Source organism: Photobacterium sp. 1_MG-2023, assembly GCF_030547945.1.
Lineage (GTDB): Bacteria > Pseudomonadota > Gammaproteobacteria > Enterobacterales > Vibrionaceae > Photobacterium.
The window spans coordinates 25,883-47,717 of record NZ_JAUORR010000014.1 but is presented as its reverse complement, the minus strand read 5'-3'; the positions used below and the strand labels follow the sequence as shown (position 1 = coordinate 47,717).

The window sequence follows — 21,835 nt, the reverse complement described above, 5'->3', positions numbered from 1 at the left end:
TCTTCCTTGTTATCCATTTTTATCTGGCGTGTAGGGTGAATGTCGCCAGTGAAGAAGAGTCTACTGAAGCCAGGAAGCCGCACTGTAACAAAAGGCAACCCGAACGTAACACCCCAGTAACGCGCGAATTTTTTACCTGATAAAGCAACAAGATAGATTGTTAATAAAATGATCAGAAGTGTGAGATCAGTACGAGAGGCAGGACTCAAGCGAAAGAAAACAATCCGGCTTCATCCCGATTGAAAGATGCGAGACACCGGATTGCTTCATCGATTCCCAACTTGGCAGGCATGGCAAAGTCATTCATGCTCGTAGGACACAGGCGCCGTAAAAATATAGCCGTTTCCCCGCATGGTTTTGATGAATTTGGGCTGTTTGCCACTGTCGCCCAAACGTTGCCGTAACCGGCTGAGCTGAACATCGATGCCCCGTTCAAATGGCAGGGCTTCCCGGCCACGCGTCGCATTGGAAATCGTATCGCGATCCAGCACCTCGTTCGGACGGGACAAAAACAACATCAGCATGCTGAAATCCCCGCCGGTCAGTTCAAAATCTTCTTCTGTCTGCAGGTTAAACAACCGGTGAGACAAGGTTTCGAGCCGCCAGTGGCCGAACCGGATCGAACGGGGTAAAGTCGTCGGCTGCTGAATACCATCCTCAGCGACAGGCCTTGTCCGGCGCAGCAAGGCTTTAATCCTCGCGAGCAATTGGCGCGGACTGAAAGGCTTGGCGATGTAGTCATCTGCACCAATTTCCAGCCCGAGAATCTGATCCATCTCATCTGACGCTGCGGTCAGCATCATGATCGGTACTTCGGAAGATTTACGGACGAACTGACACAGCGTGAAACCGTCGTCCCCTGGCATCATCACATCCAGCAAAATCAGATCCGGCATCTGTTGTTCAAGCTGATTTTTCATCGTGATGCCGTCTTCTGCGGTCATCACGATATAACCCGCTTTCATCAGGTACTCTTGCAATAATTCGCGGATTTCAGCATCGTCATCCACAACAAGAATAGTTTTCATCGACATTCTGGCGCTCTCTTTCCTTGTACACGTCTTTATACCCAAAGCAGTTCAGTCACAAAAAAACGTCATTCAGGAATGATTTCCCCAAACCCGGCGGAAGCACCTGAACCTGCTTTACGTTTTATTTTTTGACAGTTTTATTCATTCAAGGCATGAGATCACGGTCATTGGGGTAAAAGTTTGAGGCGGGTAAGGTTTTCAGAGCCACGCGAGCACAGAAAAAGACGATTGACTTTGACTCATAAGCCATTCAGGCATAAGGTCTGAAAAAAAACAGAAATCACAAAAGAAGTACCGCTATGCTGACCATTCACAAAGCAACATTCGACGATCATCAAGCCATCGCCAGCCTGCATGTCCAGAACTGGCAAACCGTTTACCGGCATGATTTATCCGAACAATATCTCACGCAGGAGATTCATCAGGACCGTTTTCAGGTCTGGCTCGGGCGTCTCAGCCACCCTGAACAGAAACGACACATTCTCGTTGCGAAACAAAACGAGACGCTGTGCGGTTTTATCTGCATCGAATTAGATGCGCATCCTGAGCTGGGCACACTGGTCGATAACCTGCATGTGAGCCCGTCCGCCAAAGGACAGGGCATAGGGAAGCAGTTACTCCGGCAGGCGACTGAAGTGATTGCACAGCATGCCTCTCATCGCGGGCTCTATCTGGAAGTGCTGGCGTCGAATGTCCCGGCCATCGGGTTTTATCAGCGGGTGGGCGGTACAGAATTCTGTGCGCAAACCTGGCAGGCCCCAGACGGCACCATCGTTGATGAATTTGTCTACCACTGGGCAGATCTCGGACAACTGCAGCTCTGAATGCTAATACCAATCGCAGTAAATAACTGGTCATCCTAGCTTGCTAAAATGTTCGATAACTGCGTTAGATTTTTTGATTGTAGAATAACTACTTATCTAAAAAATCCGCCTTGTTCTCAAACATTTTCCCGGCGCTATTTCTGATCATTTACTTACTTTGATTGGTATAAAAAGCCGGGTCATGAACTGATCCAATCGTTCAAACCCCGGCTTTTTTCAATCATGCAGGCTTAAAGCTCAACAATCAGCTTGCCTTTGTTTTCCCCGGTAAACAGCAAGTTAATGCCGTCAATAGCGCTGTCCAGCCCGTGCAAGGTATGGGCACGATACTTCAGCTTGCCCTCCATCAGGAGTTCAGCCAGCTTCTGACCATATTCTGCAAAACGATGATAATGATCCGGCATGGTGAATCCCTGAATCATCAGACGCTTACGGACGATATTCATCCAGTTTGGCCCCGGCTGAGGCGTCGCGGTGTTGTAATCCGCAATCATGCCACAGACCGCCACACGACCATGGGCATTCATCCGGTGATAAATCGCTGCCTGTGCCGCACCTCCGGTGTTTTCAAAAAACAGGTCGATCCCCTTCGGCGTGGCTGCAGCCAATTGCGCAGCGAAGTTTTCGTCGTGATAGTTTAAAGCGGCATCAAAGCCCAGCGTTTCCGTTAGCCAGCGGCACTTTTCTTCACTGCCCGCCACACCGATAACAGTGACGCCTTCCAGTTTGGCCAACTGACCCACCATGGATCCCACAGAGCCTGCGGCACCTGTCACAACCAGTGTCTGACCCGCCTGAGGTTTCAGCACTTCATACAAACCGTGATAAGCCGTCACACCCGGCAGGGCGACAACAGAAAGCAAGGCTTCCTGAGGCACTGTGGTCGGGACTGGTGACAGGCCGCCGCGAGCAACGAAATACTCAGTCCAGCCCATCATCCCCATCACACGGGTACCCACCGGAAAATCCGGGTGTCTGGACTCAACCACATCCCCAATACCACTGGAGCGCATCACCTCGCCCAGCTCAACCGGCGGAATATAACTGTCTTTGTCGGCACTCATCCAGCCACGCATCGCCGGATCCAGTGACATATGTGTCTGCTTTACCAGAAACTCGCCATCCGCCAGTAAAGGCATTGGCTGAGAGACTTTTTCAAAGACATCCGGCGTGATCCGAATTTCTGGTCGTTTTTTTAATAAAATCGCGTTGTAGCTCATGTTGTTGTTCCTCCCGGTTTCTTCAGGCACACTTTATCTCTTGCTGAGAATGAAAATAAGACAGCCAAATCAGAAATCACTTTTGCTGAAAATGGGAAAATGAGATGGACAAACTGAAAGCGATGGAGGTGTTTGTCGCCACCATTCAGTGTGGCAGCATTTCCGGCGCTGCCAAGCAACTCAAACTGCCGGTGTCCAGTGCTTCACGCCAGTTAAGCTGGCTGGAGTCTGCGCTGGGCTCTGAGCTGATCAAGCGAAGTACGCGCGCCATTCATCTCACGGAAGTCGGGCAGGCGTATCTGGCGCAATGTCAGCAAGCCATTGAGCAGATCCGACAGGCAGAGGAACTGGTTCAGACCTATCAGCATACGCCGTCCGGCGTGCTGAAGATCAGTTGTATGAGTCATTACTTTGACAATCAGGTGCTGCCGCATCTGAGTGAATTCGAAGCCTTATACCCGGAAATCAGTCTGGATATCGATGTCTCAGACACAGTCAATGATCTCAGCAAGGCTGAAATCGACATCGCGATCCGGGGCGGTTACATGCCGGACGACCGGATACATGCGAAATGGCTGTGCGACAATACGCCGCATCTGTGTGCGAGCCAGACCTACCTTCAACGATTTGGCCGGCCGGAAAACCATCAGGCCCTCCAACAGCATCAGCTGGCATTTTATCGCGGGCCGAATCAGATTCTGCGCTGGGGGATTGTTCAGCAGGGGCAGTGGCGCCCCTTGAATCTGAAACCGCATACGGTGACCAATTCCGGCCGCTATATCCGGGAATTGATGCTGGCTGGCAAAGTCATGGCACTGCTTCCCGACTGGGCATCGAAAGCTGATCGGGACAGGGGTGAGATTGTGAAAATTGACTGGCCGCAGCCGGTTTGCCTGTCGACAGAAAAGCTGGGGCTTTTTCTGCTGTATTACAAACCCAGGTATCAGGTCCCTAAAATTAAAGCCGCCGTCGATTTTTTCTCTCAGCGACTTTTTTCCGGATCAGACTTGCCCGTCCAGTAACACGGCGCCAGTTCCCTCTGATGCCAGCGCATCGTCCGGGTTTCGAAGCTGGCATTTCTTCAGCGACAGACAGCCGCAGCCGATGCAATTGCCCAGTGAATCGCGCATCTGCTGCAGCTTCTGAATCCGCTCATCCAGTTGCTCCCGCCAGGCACTCGCCATTTCCTGCCATTCCTCCTGCGTCGGGGCGTGATCTAAAGGCAAATGAGACAGCGCCACCCCGATATCCTCCAGCGAAAACCCGAGCTGCTGCGCGGTTTTGATCACCGCAATGCGCCGAAGGACACTGCGATCATACCGGCGCTGATTCCCCGGATTGCGCCAGCTCTGAATCAGCCCCTTTTCTTCGTAAAAATGTAGCGTCGACACTCTCACGTTAGAGCGCTGTGCCACTTGCCCGACCGACATCTCCATCCCTGTTTCCTTCTGCCTGAAAATCTTCACGATTGCGCTTGACCTCAAGTTTACTTGAGGTTTTATGCTCTGCACAACACCAATAAAAAGAACAGGGAAATCATCATGTCACGTTCCACACCTTATCTGGCAGGCCGCTTTTTTGATGGCATCTCTTCCGGTATGTTCATGCTGGCTCTGCCCTGGATCATGCTCAGTCAGGGAGATATGGGCGTTTTTGTCGCGGCATTGTCGCTGCTGTGTACGCTGCTTTCATTTTTCACAACCCCCTTTTCCGCCACATTCATCGACCGGCATTCCCGTAAATCAATTCTGATCACCATTCAGCTTATTCAGGCTTCAACGGCACTGGCCGTGCTGATCGCGTTTCAGCTGGAAAAAGACACCCTCTGGTTACTGGCGCTGGCGCAAATCATTTTCTGGCTGACTAATGATATCGCCTGGAGTACCAATAACGCGTTCACTCAGGAAAATTACGACAAGTCAGAATACGCCAGAATCACGGGTCAGCAGGAAGTCGTGATGCAGCTGACCACGCTGGGGGCCGGTGCAGCGGGCATTGTGTTGCTGACCACCTGGTCGATGATTGAATTTTCATTGCTGGCAACGCTGGCATCCGCAATCGCTGCATTCAGTTATTTTTGTACGCCTTACCGGCGTCAGCTGAAACCACAAAAGTCGCAGCCTTTCTTCTCCCAGTTAGGGGCAAGTCGTGCGATTTTCGCCCGTCGGCCCGCTTTCTTTATGTTTCTTGCACTATCGTGCCTGACGTATCCCATGCTGTCTTATCTGGCCAAGCTGGTTCCGGTTTATTTTTCAGAACAGCAGATCAGCGGCAGCTGGTTTGCCTCTTGGTCGCTGAGTTACGGCGTTGGTGCATTGATCACAGGCTTGCTGATCACCCGTTTGCTGGCCCGCTTCAGTCACGAAAAAGCCATGATCAGCGCCGTGCTCATCATGGGGTGCTTGCTGCTGATCATGTCGTTCTGGCTGATCCCGGAAGTCCTTGTGGCCCTGACCGTGGTTCTGGGTTTCTTCAATGCATTCAACCGGATTGCCCGCACCAATAAAATGAATCACGAGGTGAGTGTGCATGAACGGGGACGCATCGAAGGCGGACTCAAGCTCTTTTCGGTCCTGAGTCAGGGGCTGGGTTTTACGTTGATTGCTGTACTCAGCGGCCTGAATCTGACCGCATTCGGTTTCACCATCATGGGCATCATCATTCTGCTGGCCGGATTCACCATGCAGTTTCTTTACCGGCGTCAGGCACATGTTCATCTGGCCACGGCCTGATTGCCACGCGTGACACCCCTTCCCCAGCAGTGTCGGGGAAGTTTTTTTACAAGGTTTCCATCCACTCCAGCAGAAACGTGGTGAATGCCTGAACCGGGCGGGGCTGGAATTTCCGGCCGGGATAGACCAGATGGATCCCGACCGATCCCGCATCGCTGCGATTCAGCCCAATCACCTGATCGTCGAATAACAACATCAAGCGACCATCAAGCACATCCTGGCGCACATCCCACCAGGATTTCATGGCAATGCCGCAGCCGTCGACGGCCCATTGCCGAATCATCGCGCCGTCCGTACTGGTCATCGCGGCACGCACCCGGACGGCCGACTGTCCTGACTCTGTCGTGAAATACCATTCATCCATCGCCAGACCGCCCCACTCCATCACTAAGCAACGATGCTTTGCCAGTTCAGCCGGAGTGTCTGGCGTACCGGCTTTTTCAAGATAGGCCGGAGACGAACATAACACGCGACGATTTTGCACCAGTGGCCGGGCCACCAGCGTGCTGTCCGGTAAATTCCCCAGCCGGATAGCCAGATCAATCCCTTCATCAACCAGCTTGAGGTTACCGTCAGTCAGATTCAGGTGCGGCATCACATCCGGATGTTCACGGGCAAATGCTGCCAATGCCGGCGCAACATACTGACGGCCAAAGTCCGACGGAGCCGTCACCCGCAATGTACCGGATAATGCCGCTTCCTGTTGACTCAGCGTGGCCTCAGCAACAGCCACTTCATCCAGCACGCGTAAACAGCCCTGGTAGAATCGCTGTCCGGCATCGGTGAGGCTCACCTGCCGGGTATTCCGGTTCAGTAACCGGGTTTGATAACGCTGTTCAATCTGATTCATCCGGGCCGTCATACTGGCCGGAGACAGCCCGAGCTTTCGTCCGGCGGCTGCCAGCCCGCCAGATTTAGCGACTTGCACAAACAACGCCATATCATCGATTTTTGACATATCCACAGACACCTGAATTCAGAAATAGTGAAAAGTATTTTTGTATTTATACCCATTATCAATTTTTTCTGAAAGTTTAGACTGTCATGTATCCCATCTTTTTTGATTCACGGAGCATTCAGATGACACACGAACCACTGTTTACCCCATACCCACTCGGTGACATCACACTCAGCAACCGCATTGTCATGGCACCCATGACACGCTCCCGCACCAGCCAACCGGGGAATATCCCAAACGACATGATGGCTGAATATTACGCGCAGCGAGCCAGCGCGGGACTGATCATTTCTGAAGCCACGCAGATCTCTGCACAGGGTCAGGGTTATTCATTCACACCCGGTATTCACTCGGCTGAACAGATTCAGGGCTGGCGCAGTGTCACACAGGCAGTGCATGCGCAAGGCGGCAAAATGTTTCTGCAGTTGTGGCATGTGGGGCGGATGTCTCATGCCTCATTCCATCCGGACGGACTGCCCGTGGCACCTTCGGCTATTGCACCGGATGCACAGGTGTGGGTGGTCGGCGGCGATGGCAAAGGCCGCATGGAAGACTGTCCGGTCCCCAGAGCACTGACAACAAATGAAATTCAATCGGTGATCGCCGACTATCGGCAGGCTGCAATCCATGCGATCGATGCCGGATTTGACGGTGTAGAGATCCACGGTGCGAACGGCTATCTGATCGATCAGTTTTTACGTCAGACCTCCAATCAGCGCACGGACGAATACGGCGGCTCGCTGGAAAATCGTATCCGGTTCGCAACCGAAGTTGTCAATGCCGTCAGCGATGCCATCGGCGCCAAACGTGTTGGGATTCGTCTTGCACCGTTCATTACCCAACGCGGCATGAACGATCCTCAGGCCACAGATGCCATTCTGCTGGCAGCCCGGTATTTTGAGCAGACCGGAATCGCCTATGTTCATCTGGCCGAGGCCGACTGGGATGATGCGCCTGAAGTCACCCCTGAATTCCGGCAGGCACTGCGTGAGACCTTCAGCGGCAGCATCATGGTGGCGGGCAACTATACAGCTGAAAAAGCACACGACCTGATGCAGGCCGGGCTGGTGGATCTGGTCGCCTTTGGCCGAAGTTTTCTGGCCAATCCTGACTTACCGTTTCGGATGAAACACCAGCTCCCGCTCAATGAAATCACCGATCCCGCTACACTCTTTGGCGGCAATGAAACCGGCTACACCGATTATGCTTATGATCAATCACAAATCTGAGGACCCTTTGATGAAAGCTGTTGCGCTGACGCACTATTTACCGATTTCCAATCCGGACAGTCTGATCGATGTTGAACTGCCTGCCCCTTCTGTCTCCGGTCACGATATTCTGGTCCGGGTAGAAGCCATTTCGGTCAATCCCGTAGACACCAAAGTCCGGGCACCGAAAGATAAAATCGAGCCTCAACCCCGCATTCTGGGCTGGGATGCCGCAGGAACGGTCGTCTCTATCGGTGAGCAGGTCACCCAATTTCAGCCGGGGGACGAAGTCTATTACGCAGGTGACATTACCCGCCCCGGCACAAACAGTGAATATCATGTGGTGGATGCGCGCATCGTCGGCAAAAAGCCACAATCCCTCACCATGGCAGAAGCGGCTGCGCTCCCACTAACTGGGATCACCGCCTGGGAAGGGCTGTTTGACCGTTTAGGGATCAAGCCGGAAGGCGATCAGCGCCAGCAAAGGCTGCTGATTATCGGCGGTGCAGGCGGTGTCGGTTCGATGGCCATTCAACTGGCCAGTCAGATCCAGGGGCTGACTGTGATTGCGACTGCATCACGCCCCGAAACGGCACAATGGTGCCGGGATTTAGGTGCTGCGCAGGTGATCAGTCACCGTGAGAACATGGCTGAACAGCTCGCAGAGCTGGGGGTGACCTCTGTCGATTACATCTTCTGTCTCAACGACACCGCCGGACACTGGCAAACCATGGCGCAAATTATCAAGCCCCAGGGCATGATTTGCAGCATCGTGGAAAGTGATCAGCCGCTGGACTTGGAACCCCTGAAAAGTAAAAGTGCCGGTTTCGTGTGGGAGTTCATGTTTACCCGCGCCATGTACCAAACCGAAGATATGGCGGCTCAGGGCAAACTGCTGGATCAACTCGGCGAATGGGTCGATCTGGACAAAATTCAGACCACCTTGCGGGAGCACCTCACGCCAATCAACGCAGAAAACCTTCGTCAGGCCCATGCCATTGTTGAGCAGGGCAATATGATTGGTAAAGTCGTTCTCTCCGGCTGGTAACAACGCACGATATTTCATCGCCCGACACAACCCCTGCATGGCCCCGGTGATGCAGGGGCTTCTCGCTTCTATCCTGCCCTCGCTGGTTGTTTTCATCTGCAAGCTCAACACGGCGGCATACGAAAACCAATGCATTCTAAATTTAATTCATCCACCGACAGGTCCGCCCTCAATGGGTAATCAAAAAATTAAAATGATTCAATGTCTTTGTCTAGGGACTTGTGGTGAACCATAAAAAAACATTCCTTCTTTTCGCATCGATCACACTCGCTTTGATCGCTGAAACCGCCATTGCAGGACCCGGCGGTTTTTGGTCGTCCGGCTCCTCTGGTTCTCTGTCGTTTTCTTATTCATCCCGCGATCGAGGTGGGGACGCAAGTTTGAGCGTTGTGATCAACTTGTTTTTGTATGGCGCGTTGCCATTTTTCGTCCTGAGCATTCTTTGTTTCAGGAGAGATAAAAAGAAAAGGAAGAAAGAAACTGATGCAGTACTCAGCCAGCTCAGCGCCATTGACAGCAAGTATGAATGGGAGCAACTGAGAGAGTATTTCAAGGGTTTCATTGACGAAACCTATCAGGATTGGCAAGCCATGGATACCCGAGCACTCGCCTTGAAAATGACTCATGGTTATTTTCGCAGCCAGGAAAGGAAATATCTGTCCGGTTGGAAAAGCAAAGGGCTCACGAATATTTGTGATGTTGAAAAAATCCACTACATCTTGCCCTATAGTGCTCACCTTCAACCTCGTCGTGAGCCACTCAATGCCGTTACATTCACAATCAGTGTCTATGCCAGCATCAAAGATTACTTAGTGAATCACAGCACCGGTGAAATTATCCGAGGCAATCAAAACACGCAAAATCAATCAAGCTATTGGACGTTTAAACTGGAAAACGGTGTATGGAAAATCGCTGAAATCGTCTACAAAAGTGAAGATATTAAACTCATCAAAATCAGGAAGGCAGGCTCCTGATCTCACGTCCCCCGCAATATGATCATTCAATATTTCAATCATTCCATGTCTTAGATAAGGAACTTTTCGGTGAATAATAAAAAATTAATCCTTCTTTTCGCATCCATCACACTCGCTTTGATCGCTGAAACCGCCATTGCCGGACCCGGCGGTTTTTCCTCATCCAGCTCCTCTAGTTCTGGTTATCGCCCGTTTTCCTCTTCTGGCGGGGGCGGAGGTCTTCTCGGTTTTTTCTTATTCTTCCTGCTGCCTTTCTTCGTCATTATTGGGATAGCTTCCCACTTTGATTCCAAGAAAAAAATGCAAGAAATGAATGAGGTCCTCGGCCAAATCATTCCGCTTGACAGCAAGTATGAATGGGAAAATCTGCAAGTATTCTTTCAGGACCTGATACGCGAGACTTATCAGGATTGGCAAGCGTTAGATACGGATGCATTAGCCACTAAAATGACTCATGCCTATTTTCAAGAACAAAATCAAAAATATCTGAAAGAATGGAAAAATAAAGGTCTGACAAATATCTGCGATGTGAAAGAAATTAAGTTTATGATGCCTTATGGTGCACATTTCAATCACCGCAAGGGGAAACTCAATGGTGTCACACTCAGTATACAAGTCACGACAAAATTAGCCGATTATTTAGTGAACAATGAGACAGACGAGATTATTCAAGGGGATAAATACACCAAGTCTCAGGATACCTACTGGACATTCCAACTCGAAAATGGTGAATGGAAAATCGCCGAAATCGCCTACAAAAAAGAAGAGATTCAGCTCATCAAAAAACTGAAATCATCTTCTTGATCGCGTGTGATATCGCAATGCGGCCCATGAAACATATCAACGATTTGTTGTCTTGAGTGTTGCTGAAAATGCCTATCGTGCGGATGAAATCCAGTTCTTCCATACGCTGAAAAAGGTCAAGTAACGGGTTCCGCCCTGCACGCGAGCAGGGCGGGTATTTCTCATCGGATTACGATGTCGTTTTGACTGGTTTGCGCACCATTATCGCCACACCAAACAATACGACGGCCAGGACAAAGCCTCTGCGAAGAACGCACCAAAAGCCGGGCTTGAAATCATACCCAGTGTCAGCCCGGACTGAACCCAGGCGATTTGCTTCATTGCATTTTCACCGGATGCATCCGCCGCCAGTGCAAAAGCAATTGGCAGCATGCCAGTGCAAGACTGTAGGCCGTGATAAACAAGGTGACCCGTTCAGGTGCAACCCCTAAATCCTGTCCGATCGGGACCAGAATCGGTCCCAGCATCAGTTCATCAGCACCCACCAAGAAAGCAATGAAAAACAGCAAAATTTTCATTTTATGATGCCTTAAACTAATTCTGAGTCAGCAACTGGCATCATCTTCTGGATGTTGATCACCTTGTCTGGCCATCCGGCGACAAAGTCCCGTTCATGAGACACCAGAATCAAAGTGCCGGTGTAATCCATCAATGCCTGTTTCAGTGCCGCCTTCACTCTGGCATCCAGATGTGTCGTGGGTTCATCAAGCACCAGCAGATTCGTGGGCTGCAAGGCCAGACGGCACAGCTTCACCTTGGTCTGCTCCCCACCGCTGAGCGAATGAATCGGCTGCAGTGCCAGTTTCCCGGACAGGCCGAATCGTGCCAGATGCTGGCGGGCGGCCTTATCATCGAGACCATGACAGGCAGATTTCACCAGATTGACCGGCGTCGCCTGGGGATCGTACCAATGCAGTTCCTGCTCGAAATACCCCAGCTTCACGCCCTGCGCCAGTTCAATGTCTCCGGCTATCGGTGCCAGCTCACTCACCAGGGTTTTCAGCAGCGTGGATTTACCGATCCCATTGAAACCGGCGATCACAACTTTCTCTCCCCGCGCAATGTTGAAATCCATCTTCGGGAGCAGAGGCCTGGTGTAACCAATTTCCAGATCCGTGGCCGCCAGCACCTGCTGAGCGCTGTGCGAAGCTGTCCGGAAACTGATCGACACCGTTTTTTCCTGCTCGGGTGCGCTCAGTCGCTCCATTCGGGCCAACTGCTTTTTCCGGCCATTGGCAATACTCGCATTCACTCCGGCGCCATTTTTAGCGATAAACTGTTCCAGCTTGTCGATGTGCTTTTTCTGTGCCAGATACTGCTTTGCATGCGCCGCGTCATCACTGGCTTTCTGTGCCATAGCTTTCTCGACGTTCCCTTTGTACTTGCGTATCTGCTGATGATCGATGTCGCATATGCCTGTCGCGATTCGGTTCAGAAAAGCTCGGTCATGCGACACCACCATCAATGCACCTTCAAAGCTGTTCAGATACTCTGCCAGCCAGTCCACATGCACGGTATCAAGATAGTTCGTCGGCTCATCCAGCAACAATACATCCGGTGCAATTAACAGCAGCGATGCCAGCATCACTTTGTGCCGCTGCCCGCCACTCAGACTGCCCAAGCGGGTTTCCATGCCAAACTGGACGATGCCTAGCCCGTCTGCAATCGCATCGATCCGGTTGTCGATGAGATAAAAAGCCTGACTTTCCAGCGTCGCCTGAATCTCGGCAGCACGGGCCAGAAAACTGTCCCGCGAACATTGTTCAGGGGAGGCGTAAATCGCCATCATCTCCGCTTCAAGGGCATATAAATTGGCAAATGCCGTCTGCAGATAATCCCGCACAGTCATCGCCGCGTTCATTTCCGCATGCTGATCAAGATAGCCAATCCGGATCGCGGGCTGCCAGATGATATCGCCCTCATCCGGTAACAAATCGGACTGCAGCAGTTTCAGCAGGGTACTTTTGCCCACACCATTCTTGCCGGTCACCCCGATATGTTCACCGTGAAAGAGTGTAAAGCCGGCATTCTGATAAAGCGTTTTATCACCAATGTGGTACGTCAGATTTTGAATTGTAAGTAAACTCATGGTGTTACATCCATAAAAAAACGGGGGCGGTATTTTGATACCGGCCCCCGTCGCAAGCATTTTGCTTCAAGACATGCTGTTTCTGAATCACAGAAACAAAAAAGGCCGACGATGAAGGTCATCGTCGGCCCACTCTCTACTTGCTTCAGATACGGGATGCCCCCCTGACAGGTTCAGGCATACAACACAGTATCTGATGAAGATTCAAAAGAGTTTCAGCTCCGAGCAACACTTCACCGTGTTAATGCGCGGAGCTCACTCGTCTGACAAAATTCTTGTATAGGATGTAAAGCATGGTAGAGCAGTCCAAATTCGTGGTTCGGTGGCAAAATACCCAAAATTGATCCGGGCGTCAACTGCCCGGCCCACCGCTTATCCAAACAATACCGCCAAAAGTACGATCACAACGGCTAATCCGAGAATCGCTTTCGCCAGCAGACCCAGGCTTTTACTGCCGCCGTTTGGTGCCTGGTTACAGCATCCCATCATTGTTGCTCCCTGTATCCGAATCCCCTCGCATGCTAAACCTTCCCCCCAATGGAAGGTAAAGAAAAATGTTAACCGCTGCACAATTTTCTCAGATCACTGAATCCCCCACGAGCATACTCAATGGATTGCAATTATGGTGAAGACATCTTGTTTTTTGTCACCGGGATTTCACATGTCTGTCAAAATTGCTGCCGCCTCCCTTTCTCTGCTACTTCTCATGGGCTGCAGTCAGCATGTAAGCAATGATCTCGGTGTGTATGCGCAAGCCAGCAATCAACTGACCACGCAACTGGGTGAGATGATGCAGGAAAATAAAGCCTTACAGACACAGCGGGCAACCCGCACATTAGCACTGGAACTTGAAAATCCAACGACCCTGCTCACCTCCGACCGCCTGACCCGACAAGCCAAAACCTACGCCGATATCAATCAGCAGCAACTGACTCTGTTTCGACTCAACAATTCGCTGAAAGAATACAGTCAGGCGCTGGGCGAGCTGGCTGATGCGCGCTATCGCGCAGACATTGATTATGCCGCAGCCCGCCTGAGCGGTGCGATGATCCGTGCCAATCATCAGTATGAGAAATTAACGGAAAAACCACTCTTTGACACCGATGAAGATACTTTTTTTGTCCTTTCATCTGCCATTGCCGGTATTGGTTCCACTGTGGCCGAATCTCAGCGACGAAAGGCCCTGAAAGCCATCATCCTGAGTTCAGACCCAGCGGTGAGCGCCATCTGCGATGCCATCAGCCAGCGTCTGGCATCCGGTCGGTTCTATGCATCCCTTTTATCTGAGCGCCGGGATAACCTCAGCACGGATATCCGCCAGTTTAATCTGATGAAAACGCAGGGAAAGCTCAGCCGGCAAGACATCATCAGCCAGATTGAAATACTCACACAGCGCTCGGTAAACATTGCCGCCACTGAACTCATTTTTCAGCAACTGGGTGCCGCAACACAAACCCTGAAAGACAAGCATCACGAAATCGCTAATCTGGTCGCGAACGATGAATTCAGTGGCAAAGCGTTTATCAGAATTGCAGGGGAACTCAGAGACACCGGACGCCATTACGCTTCGCTCAACGATCTCCTGAGCAGTTGTGAAACCGGCTTTGAACTTAAAGATGACCAATTAATCTGTAAGGACGACGCATGAAACAAACACCACTGGGCAACTATCTCGTTGAAGCAATTGATGAGCTGAGAAAAGTCAAAGAAATCACCCTTGATTTTGAACAGGCCCTGCACTTACAGCAAAGCATAGACACCCTGTTGGATCAGCTCAGTCAAGCAATGGAACCAACGCAGACGCCAACCACAGAAGCCAGCCAGGATGCCTTATCACAGCTGTCCCTGCTCAGCCAGCAGGCTCGCCAGGCCAGACAGGATCCGCAGCAGGTTGCCCAGATCATCTACACGACAGCGAAAGTTATCCGGGTGGTTGAAAAGGTGCTGAAAGGCGCCAGCACTGTGCTGCGCTGATACATTCAGACCATGAGGAAATCTTATCCTGAGTGCAAAAAAATTTTGCTTTATAGACCCGAATTTTTTATTGCACCAATGCGGTGTTGACCTTAATATCGCGCCGCTTCTTGATGATAGCCAATCCGAGTACATCACAGCTTTGTGGCAAGGCGATAGAGCAACTATCCAAGAGTGACTTTGACTGCGCAACCGCGCTTTTTTTGACGCTCCACGTTTCATGACATCACCGTGAAACGTGCTTTGATTGATGGATGGCTTAAAATGGCTCATGCGCCTTCTGTTCTGGACTTTCAGTCTTTTGCGACACAAGCGATCTCTGCTGAAGAGATTCAATTTATCGAATCTTCCGTGGCCCAGTTTGGCGCACCGCTGCTCATGCTGGACTGCGATGTGGTCCGCCAGCAATACCGTGCTTTAAACCAGGCACTGCCGAATGTCACCCTGCACTTTGCGCTCAAGCCGCTGCCTCATCCGGCAGTGGTCAGAACACTGCTGGAAGAAGGCGCCAGTTTCGATCTGGCGACCAGCGGAGAAGTGGATCTGGTGGCACAGGCAGGTGTCCCTGCCGAACGCACGATTCATACGCACCCGATCAAGCGTGATGCCGACATCCGCGATGCGCTGGCTTATGGCTGTCGTGTGTTTGTGGTCGACAACCTGAACGAGCTGGCCAAGTTCAAGCCGTATCAGGACGAAGTGGAATTGCTGGTTCGCCTGAGTTTCCGCAACTCAGAAGCTTTTGCCGACCTGTCGAAAAAATTCGGCTGCTCACCGGCACAGGCACTGACGATCATTGAAACGGCGAAAGCATGGAATATCCGGGTCAAAGGTCTGTCATTCCATGTGGGTTCGCAAACCATGCATCCGCAAAAATACGTGGATGCGATCCGAACCTGTCATGAAGTGATGCAGGCCGTGGTCGCCCGTGGTCTGCCAGCCCTGAGTACACTGGATATTGGTGGCGGTTTCCCGGTGTCTTACACCACACAAGTGATGCCGATTGATGCTTTTTGCGAGCCGATTCATCAGGCTTTGAGCGAACTGCCTGAAACGGTTCAGATCATTGCTGAACCGGGTCGCTTCATTGTGGCGCAGGCAGTCACCAGCGTTGCGTCCGTTATGGGCATGGCCGAGCGTGAAGGCCAAATGTGGTACTACCTGGACGACGGTATCTACGGTTCGTTCAGTGGCCTGATGTTTGATGATGCAAAGTATCCGCTGGTGACACTGAAACAGGATGGTGAATATCTGCCAAGCGTTCTGTCCGGGCCAACCTGCGACAGCATCGACGTGATTGCAGAAAATATCATGCTGCCGAAGCTGGAAAATGGCGATCTGGTCGTTGGCCGGATGATGGGCGCTTACACCAGCGCCACAGCCACTGATTTTAACTTCTTCAAGCGTGCTCAGACCGTGGTACTGAACGAGCTGGCACAAGACAGCGAACGCCTGATTGGTTAATCAAGCGTCACAAACCTAAGTCACTGAACACAGCATCGGGAACCAGACAAGGGTTCCCGTTTTTTTAACTCTGGTTCACACCCTCCCGTATTTCCAATCGATGAGTGACTTCACCTCACTTCACAAATCACTGTGCTTCTATTGAAAGCGCTTCACGGCTTCATCTCTGATTTGACTTTGTCGTACCGGGTTGATTGTCGCTTCTTTTCAATCACAAACGGTTGCATCTTGTGCAGCCGTATGTCTGAGCATGAACTGCGACCTAATTTCAGAAAATAAGATAATCTGACAGGATGAACCGACGAATCGCCTATAAATTCAGTCAGATTTCAACCATGGCTTCAGGGTAAAATAGTGTTTATTTTCAAAGGATTCAGGTGGTACCGTGAGCGATTCTTCAGAACGTCAATATTTTCCGAAAGCACATTACGCTTCACTTATCGATAACGCATATGATGCAAAATCAAAAGATGTCGGCAAAGTCAAAGAAACCGAGGAAACACCGCCTGAATATGAATATGTGATTGAACTTGGATGCAAAGCTGAAGTTTGCCGGAATCTGAAGCTTCCTCATTTTTTCTTGCTTGGCAGAACCGAACAGGAACAAAGGATCTCGAATTTTAAAGTTGTTGATCAAGGTGATACGACGCTGCTGGTGGCTGAATTACAGCATCAGGAGAGCCGGAAGTTACATGTCGTTACTGAAGGAAAATCGATGTCCGTGACTGTGGATGCCGTGACAGTCGAGCCCAAAGATACCCGGAAAGCCCGCGAAGCTTTTATCCCTGTTTATGTTGGCCTGGAAGCCGGTTATCGGCTGGGGTTACCGACACAGGGATACTATTACCATTTCATGGATCACAAGTTGCTGAACGAATATAAAATTTGTGAAACAGAGAAAATGTGGGCTTACACCATAACCGAGTCAACGGCTGACAAACTGTCTGACCAGCCGCGTTCAAACCAGATATTTAAAACTATCTTGTTACCCTGGCGCATGAATGACCAAGTCTGTAAGACACAGCACCTTTTCCACAGTGCAACCAAACTGAGTGAAGAAACGTTCAAAAAGATTGATGCGGCATGGCTTGATACCCATGCTTCAAAGGTGGATCTGGATGCAATCCTTTCAGCTCAGAATGAAGGGAAAGTCCAGCCATTTGAACCTCAGCCGGAAGAAAAAATCCATGTCGTTCGACAAGGAGAGACCCTATCTGAGATCGCTGAAGCATACGAGCTGACACAGGCCGAATTGCTGGAGATGAACCCTGAATACAAGATTGGGGACCGTAAAGACAAAATGATCCCGGGCGATGAAGTGATTGTATCTCTGTCTGAAGGGGACGATCCCTCCCAGCAACAAAAACGCAGACAATATTACAGGGTGCAAACCGGTGATACCTTAGCCAGTATTGCGCAGAAGCATGGTTTGTCTGTCGCCGCGCTGAAAGATTTAAACCCTTTCTATAAGTATGGCGAGCGTGAGCATAAAATTTATCCGGGTGATAAGTTCATCATCCAAGAAACGCTTGTTGCAGCAAATACCATGCATACGGTCAAAGCGAAAGACAATGAGTATGGGCGGGAAACCTGGGGAGATATCGCAGACTTATATGGTTTCTCAGCAAAAGAACTTTGTGAAATGAATGCGGGTTATCTCGGTAATGAAAGTTCCCTCCGCGTGGGGGATAAACTGAATTTATCTTTCCCGGAATTGATCAAAGATTTGCAAAAACGTAATACCTTACCAGCCAAGCCGATTCGGGAAGTCAACCTGACCGATAATATGATTTACCGCTTTCGTAGCACTCTGTTGCAGCATCAGTTAGCGCCGCTCAGCACCTTTGCTCTGTTATCAAATTCAGTCATTTTGAATCTAAAGAGCCTAATTGATGCCCCCCAGCAAACCTATAAGCTATGTTTGGCCCGTTATGCGTTAGACGAAGTTGCTCCTGATACTCGCACACTGGCAGAAAAATCAGAAGCTGGGTTTGAAGAGAAAGTGCTGGCGGGATTAAATCCGTTGAATCAAGACTTAGTCAAAAAATACAACCTCAAACCAAGCCGGTTTGAAGGCCAGACTGTGCACACACTGACTCTGCGGCAGATTCGGGAAGGTTATGTATATGTCTATTATGAGCCGTTGGGCCAAGGCATGGAAAAAGATTACCCGCATGCATCCATGTTGTTCGAATATAAAAAGTCAGGTGAAAATTTTGAACGGGACGGGGCGATAACGCCTTACCTACCGGGACATTTTTTGATCGGCAAAGCGTACATTGTATTCTCTGAACGTCAGTGGACAGAACGGCAGCGAAGCATGTTCTCAGACGATCCCGACTTCCGTCATCAGGCAACCCAAATATCCGGTGGTGTATACGATTTCATGCGACTTCTGGGGAAACCACCCAGTGAGCAGACCGTTTTTGACGATTTACCGCAATTAATCGCCGATATGGATGCTGGCGACGCAAATCAGGATGACCGTTTTGCCAGTACGATCATGCCGACAAAGCAACATGTTGACGAAAAAGGAAATCCCCAACCCTTCATGCCGGTGGTGAGTAACGATGTATTGTTCAACACCATTGATGAAGAAAACCCGCAATTTGCAGATATTCTTGCTCTGGAAGATCCCATTGCGATGGTTGAAGATTCGTTCGTAGTGACAGTTGATTACTTGGCTGACTGGGTTGATTGGCAGGAAGAAAATCAGGATAAATTTAATGTGACGAAAGCTGTAACAGGTTTCTGTAATTTGCAATTAGATGAAAGTGATCCGTTAGGGCAGGAACTGGCCAAGGACCCCGTGAAGTATGCTAAGGCCATGTCTAAGATCTCGTTCCACGCAGATAGCATTTATCTTCCGGAAGATGTTAATGGTATTGATAAATTCTCAAGATGGTCTGCTTTTTACTTGTTAAAAGATGATCTACAAAAAGTCGGTGTTCGAAATAAATTTGAATCTGTGAACTATTATGAGAAACAGTTTAATCAAAAGATACATTGGAGAAACTGCGTAAAACTCCGAGAGTCCAATGAATTCAACATCTCGTGTACTTTAGCTGATGTGTACTTTAAGAACAGATTGAATTTTTCAAGTGATTTTTCGTTATCCATATTAGATTTGATAGGAAATGATCCATACATATTGTTTTTTAACCTTGACGAAAAAGAACATGCAGAGATTTTCTATGAAAAAGTAAACACATGGCTGAATTATTTATTAGCTTCATTAAGTGATAGTGGTAGACTAAAACTTGATGATCAATTAGAAAAAGACAAACCAATTACTAATTTAATTGGTACATCGGCTTTCTTGGGGGACCCAAAGTTTAAGTCTTTCATTTATAATGTGACAACGCTAGCCACAGAACATTATCCGAATGAGGCGTTTAACACTTTAATTAGTCAGGCTATTTCTGAGGAAAGGCTAAGCGATTGGTTAGATATTGCAAATGAGTGGTCTATCCAATCGAGTAGTGCTGATATATCTGCAAATATAAATACGCTAACTAAGTTTTTTGAATTGTTAGATACTGATGAATTAGATAACTTCAAATTTTATCACGACACAATCAGACCAAAATATCAAAACTTTCTAAATGCAAGACTTAACAGCGGTTTGGATAAAGCTGCTGATAAACTATTAGATATGGTGCCTACCTGGATGATAAGGTTTTCAGTGAATAAAGTAATAAAAAGCTGGAAAAATAAAGTGGAACTTAAGTTAGAGTCATTGACACCTGCAACAGTTAGTCTCCATGCTTCAGGCTATGGTGTAACTTTACCTGAAACAAGCTTAAATAAAATCACTGAGACATCTGAAAAACTATCATATTATTATCATCGAATTGATGAATTAAATGAGTCTTATAGAAAGGCCACAAGTGCTGCAAGTAGAACTAAATATTTTATTGAAAAGTCATTCTATGAAATAAAAGCAAAACCTTTATCATTCAAATTGCTTTTTTCTTTTAAATTTACTGATTCGGATATACAAAAGATTTTCAAATCCAGATTCATCCAGCCTATTTTAGATAACAACAATCTCATTGTTTCAAACAATATACCTCGGTTATTGGTTTCTACGATAGTTTTATTTAACGTGTATGCATTGCATGAAGATTACAATAAGATACTTAGAAAGGATCAAATTTCAGAGAAAGATCGCTTGACTTTAATCTATCGACCAATGTGGCTAGCGGAGTCATTGTTAAGAGTTTATTATGGATACCTTAAAAATAATATCGGTTCTTTATCATTAAATACAGGTGAAAGTATCATATCGAATAATAGTCGATCGATACATAAAACATTATTGGCTAGTCGTAAATCAGGAGATTTAAAACTAGCTAGTTCTCTTGCGAAATATTTATTAGTTGGGGTGCTAACTGAGTTTACTTTAATTGTGGCAGGTGCAATTGAATCTTATCAGATTTTCAAATATGACATTTCAGAGTCAAGTGGTCGAAAAAGAAATGCCAATATTGTGAAATTGCTAGGGACATCACTGATGACAACATCTGGTTCTATTGGACTATTTTCTCTATTTTTTAGAATATTCACAATTCCGATTATCGCCATTCCTGGTTTCGCTGCAGGTATCATTGGTGGTATTATCTATGGGTTTGCAACCATGTATCTTAATCTATTAAAAGAGGATGACATAAGTATTTGGTTGACTAAGTCAACATGGGGCATAAGAGACTCTTTAGATAATGAGAAAATTTTGAAAGAGGATCAGGCATGGGAAGAGACAATTGACGGTTATCAAAAGTGTCTTGAAGCATTGAGCCAGATCAAAAATCGCCCGAAAGTATTTTCACAACCGACTGTGGTACACAATGGTAAGCTGATTGAAGAGCAGGTGGATGGATATTGGTTGTTCATCGAATTGCCGAAGGCATTGCAAAATGAAAAGATTCGAGTCGATCTCATGAGCTACCCTGATGCGACAGAATTAAAGGTTCCTGATACGGATTATCAGTTTTTTCATATCGATGAAATAGGTACAATAAATAATCGTTCATGGTATGGCGAATGGATTGATGGCTATGTACCATATGTAACTAATGTCAAGGAAAAATCTGAGTCTAAGGTTTCGATACCATCCTCTAAAAATGAAGAGTTTAGTGTTGCATCTTGGGGAAAAAACTCTGATTCTATCTTATTAAAGCTTTGGGTAGCGAGAAAATGGATGCCATCTGGTGTGATAGGATATCGACGTTGTCCGGCTCTTCTGTTTGTATGGTACGAGACAGATCTTGATTTAAACACGGGCAAACCGAAAGATAAAGCAAAGCCACATGCTTATAAGCTGGACCTATCATTACAGGATAATGATTCACTTCAGAAATCTTTTATTTCTGGTACACTGATGTATGAAAGTGACATGAAAGATTCTCTCGCTTACAAGAAGATGATGTCTCTTGCACGTGAATTAACTTCTCCAAAACTCTTAAATGTTGGACATAAAATTAATGAACTCGAAAACTTCCAATAAGAA

Annotated in this window: 18 protein-coding genes; 11 read left to right on the top strand and 7 right to left on the bottom strand. The window is 48.5% G+C overall.

Going from position 1 to position 21,835, the window contains the following annotated elements; all coding sequences use genetic code 11:
- Positions 1 to 299 precede the first annotated feature (299 nt).
- The gene (locus Q4579_RS13455) at positions 300 to 1,034 is read right to left on the bottom strand and encodes a response regulator (protein WP_303564950.1); all 735 of its coding nucleotides are present in this window, start codon (positions 1,032 to 1,034) and stop codon (positions 300 to 302) included.
- Between the two features lie 296 nt (positions 1,035 to 1,330).
- Between Q4579_RS13455 and Q4579_RS13450 the strand changes: the two genes are divergently transcribed.
- Positions 1,331 to 1,855: a GNAT family N-acetyltransferase gene (locus tag Q4579_RS13450; RefSeq protein ID WP_303564949.1), complete on the top strand. Its 525-nt coding sequence runs from the start codon at positions 1,331 to 1,333 to the stop codon at positions 1,853 to 1,855.
- A gap of 230 nt (positions 1,856 to 2,085) precedes the next feature.
- Here Q4579_RS13450 and Q4579_RS13445 read toward each other — a convergent pair whose 3' ends face one another.
- Positions 2,086 to 3,075: an NADP-dependent oxidoreductase gene (locus Q4579_RS13445; protein WP_303564948.1), complete on the bottom strand. Its 990-nt coding sequence runs from the start codon at positions 3,073 to 3,075 to the stop codon at positions 2,086 to 2,088.
- 104 nt (positions 3,076 to 3,179) lie between these two features.
- On the opposite strand from Q4579_RS13445, the gene Q4579_RS13440 reads away from it, so the two are divergent.
- Entirely contained in the window at positions 3,180 to 4,097 is a 918-nt protein-coding gene (locus Q4579_RS13440; RefSeq protein WP_303564946.1) for a LysR family transcriptional regulator, read from the top strand.
- Here the strand turns inward: Q4579_RS13440 and soxR are convergent.
- The gene (gene soxR / locus Q4579_RS13435) at positions 4,077 to 4,511 is read right to left on the bottom strand and encodes a redox-sensitive transcriptional activator SoxR (protein WP_211651191.1); all 435 of its coding nucleotides are present in this window, start codon (positions 4,509 to 4,511) and stop codon (positions 4,077 to 4,079) included. The genes Q4579_RS13440 and soxR overlap by 21 nt on opposite strands.
- Positions 4,512 to 4,616: 105 nt before the next feature.
- Between soxR and Q4579_RS13430 the strand changes: the two genes are divergently transcribed.
- On the top strand, positions 4,617 to 5,807 hold the full coding sequence (locus tag Q4579_RS13430; protein WP_303564940.1) for an MFS transporter: 1,191 nt from the start codon (positions 4,617 to 4,619) through the stop codon (positions 5,805 to 5,807).
- A gap of 46 nt (positions 5,808 to 5,853) precedes the next feature.
- Here the strand turns inward: Q4579_RS13430 and Q4579_RS13425 are convergent, their stop codons facing one another.
- On the bottom strand, positions 5,854 to 6,765 hold the full coding sequence (locus tag Q4579_RS13425; protein WP_303564939.1) for a LysR family transcriptional regulator: 912 nt from the start codon (positions 6,763 to 6,765) through the stop codon (positions 5,854 to 5,856).
- A gap of 122 nt (positions 6,766 to 6,887) precedes the next feature.
- On the opposite strand from Q4579_RS13425, the gene Q4579_RS13420 reads away from it, so the two are divergent.
- From Q4579_RS13420 to Q4579_RS13405, 4 genes are all read left to right on the top strand, one after another.
- Positions 6,888 to 7,994: an alkene reductase gene (locus Q4579_RS13420; protein WP_303564937.1), complete on the top strand. Its 1,107-nt coding sequence runs from the start codon at positions 6,888 to 6,890 to the stop codon at positions 7,992 to 7,994.
- A gap of 10 nt (positions 7,995 to 8,004) precedes the next feature.
- The gene (locus Q4579_RS13415; protein ID WP_303564936.1) at positions 8,005 to 9,021 is read left to right on the top strand and encodes a zinc-binding alcohol dehydrogenase family protein; all 1,017 of its coding nucleotides are present in this window, start codon (positions 8,005 to 8,007) and stop codon (positions 9,019 to 9,021) included.
- Positions 9,022 to 9,245: 224 nt separating this feature from the next.
- Positions 9,246 to 9,995, top strand: coding sequence for a hypothetical protein (locus Q4579_RS13410; RefSeq protein WP_303564935.1), 750 nt, complete (start codon positions 9,246 to 9,248; stop codon positions 9,993 to 9,995).
- 69 nt (positions 9,996 to 10,064) lie between these two features.
- On the top strand, positions 10,065 to 10,799 hold the full coding sequence (locus Q4579_RS13405) for a hypothetical protein (RefSeq protein ID WP_303564934.1): 735 nt from the start codon (positions 10,065 to 10,067) through the stop codon (positions 10,797 to 10,799).
- 317 nt (positions 10,800 to 11,116) lie between these two features.
- On the opposite strand, the gene Q4579_RS13400 is transcribed toward Q4579_RS13405, so the two are convergent.
- The 3 genes from Q4579_RS13400 to Q4579_RS13390 form a co-directional block, all read right to left on the bottom strand.
- Positions 11,117 to 11,317 carry a hypothetical protein gene (locus Q4579_RS13400; RefSeq protein WP_303564933.1) on the bottom strand — a complete coding sequence of 67 codons (201 nt, stop codon included), beginning with the start codon at positions 11,315 to 11,317 and terminating at the stop codon, positions 11,117 to 11,119.
- 11 nt (positions 11,318 to 11,328) lie between these two features.
- On the bottom strand, positions 11,329 to 12,888 hold the full coding sequence (locus Q4579_RS13395) for an ABC-F family ATP-binding cassette domain-containing protein (protein WP_303564931.1): 1,560 nt from the start codon (positions 12,886 to 12,888) through the stop codon (positions 11,329 to 11,331).
- A 372-nt stretch (positions 12,889 to 13,260) separates the two neighbouring features.
- Positions 13,261 to 13,458 (bottom strand): hypothetical protein, encoded by a 198-nt coding sequence (locus Q4579_RS13390; protein WP_303565056.1) that lies wholly within the window; start codon positions 13,456 to 13,458, stop codon positions 13,261 to 13,263.
- Between the two features lie 91 nt (positions 13,459 to 13,549).
- Between Q4579_RS13390 and Q4579_RS13385 the strand changes: the two genes are divergently transcribed.
- The 4 genes from Q4579_RS13385 (at position 13,550) to Q4579_RS13370 (ending at position 21,832) form a co-directional block, all read left to right on the top strand.
- Positions 13,550 to 14,536, top strand: coding sequence for a hypothetical protein (locus Q4579_RS13385; protein ID WP_303564929.1), 987 nt, complete (start codon positions 13,550 to 13,552; stop codon positions 14,534 to 14,536).
- Positions 14,533 to 14,862, top strand: a complete 330-nt coding sequence (locus Q4579_RS13380; protein WP_303564927.1) for a hypothetical protein — start codon at positions 14,533 to 14,535, stop codon at positions 14,860 to 14,862. Before Q4579_RS13385 ends, Q4579_RS13380 begins: the two co-directional genes overlap by 4 nt.
- A gap of 264 nt (positions 14,863 to 15,126) precedes the next feature.
- Positions 15,127 to 16,326, top strand: a complete 1,200-nt coding sequence (locus Q4579_RS13375) for a type III PLP-dependent enzyme (RefSeq protein ID WP_368501989.1) — start codon at positions 15,127 to 15,129, stop codon at positions 16,324 to 16,326.
- Between the two features lie 385 nt (positions 16,327 to 16,711).
- On the top strand, positions 16,712 to 21,832 hold the full coding sequence (locus Q4579_RS13370) for a LysM peptidoglycan-binding domain-containing protein (RefSeq protein ID WP_303564923.1): 5,121 nt from the start codon (positions 16,712 to 16,714) through the stop codon (positions 21,830 to 21,832).
- Positions 21,833 to 21,835: the final 3 nt, after the last annotated feature.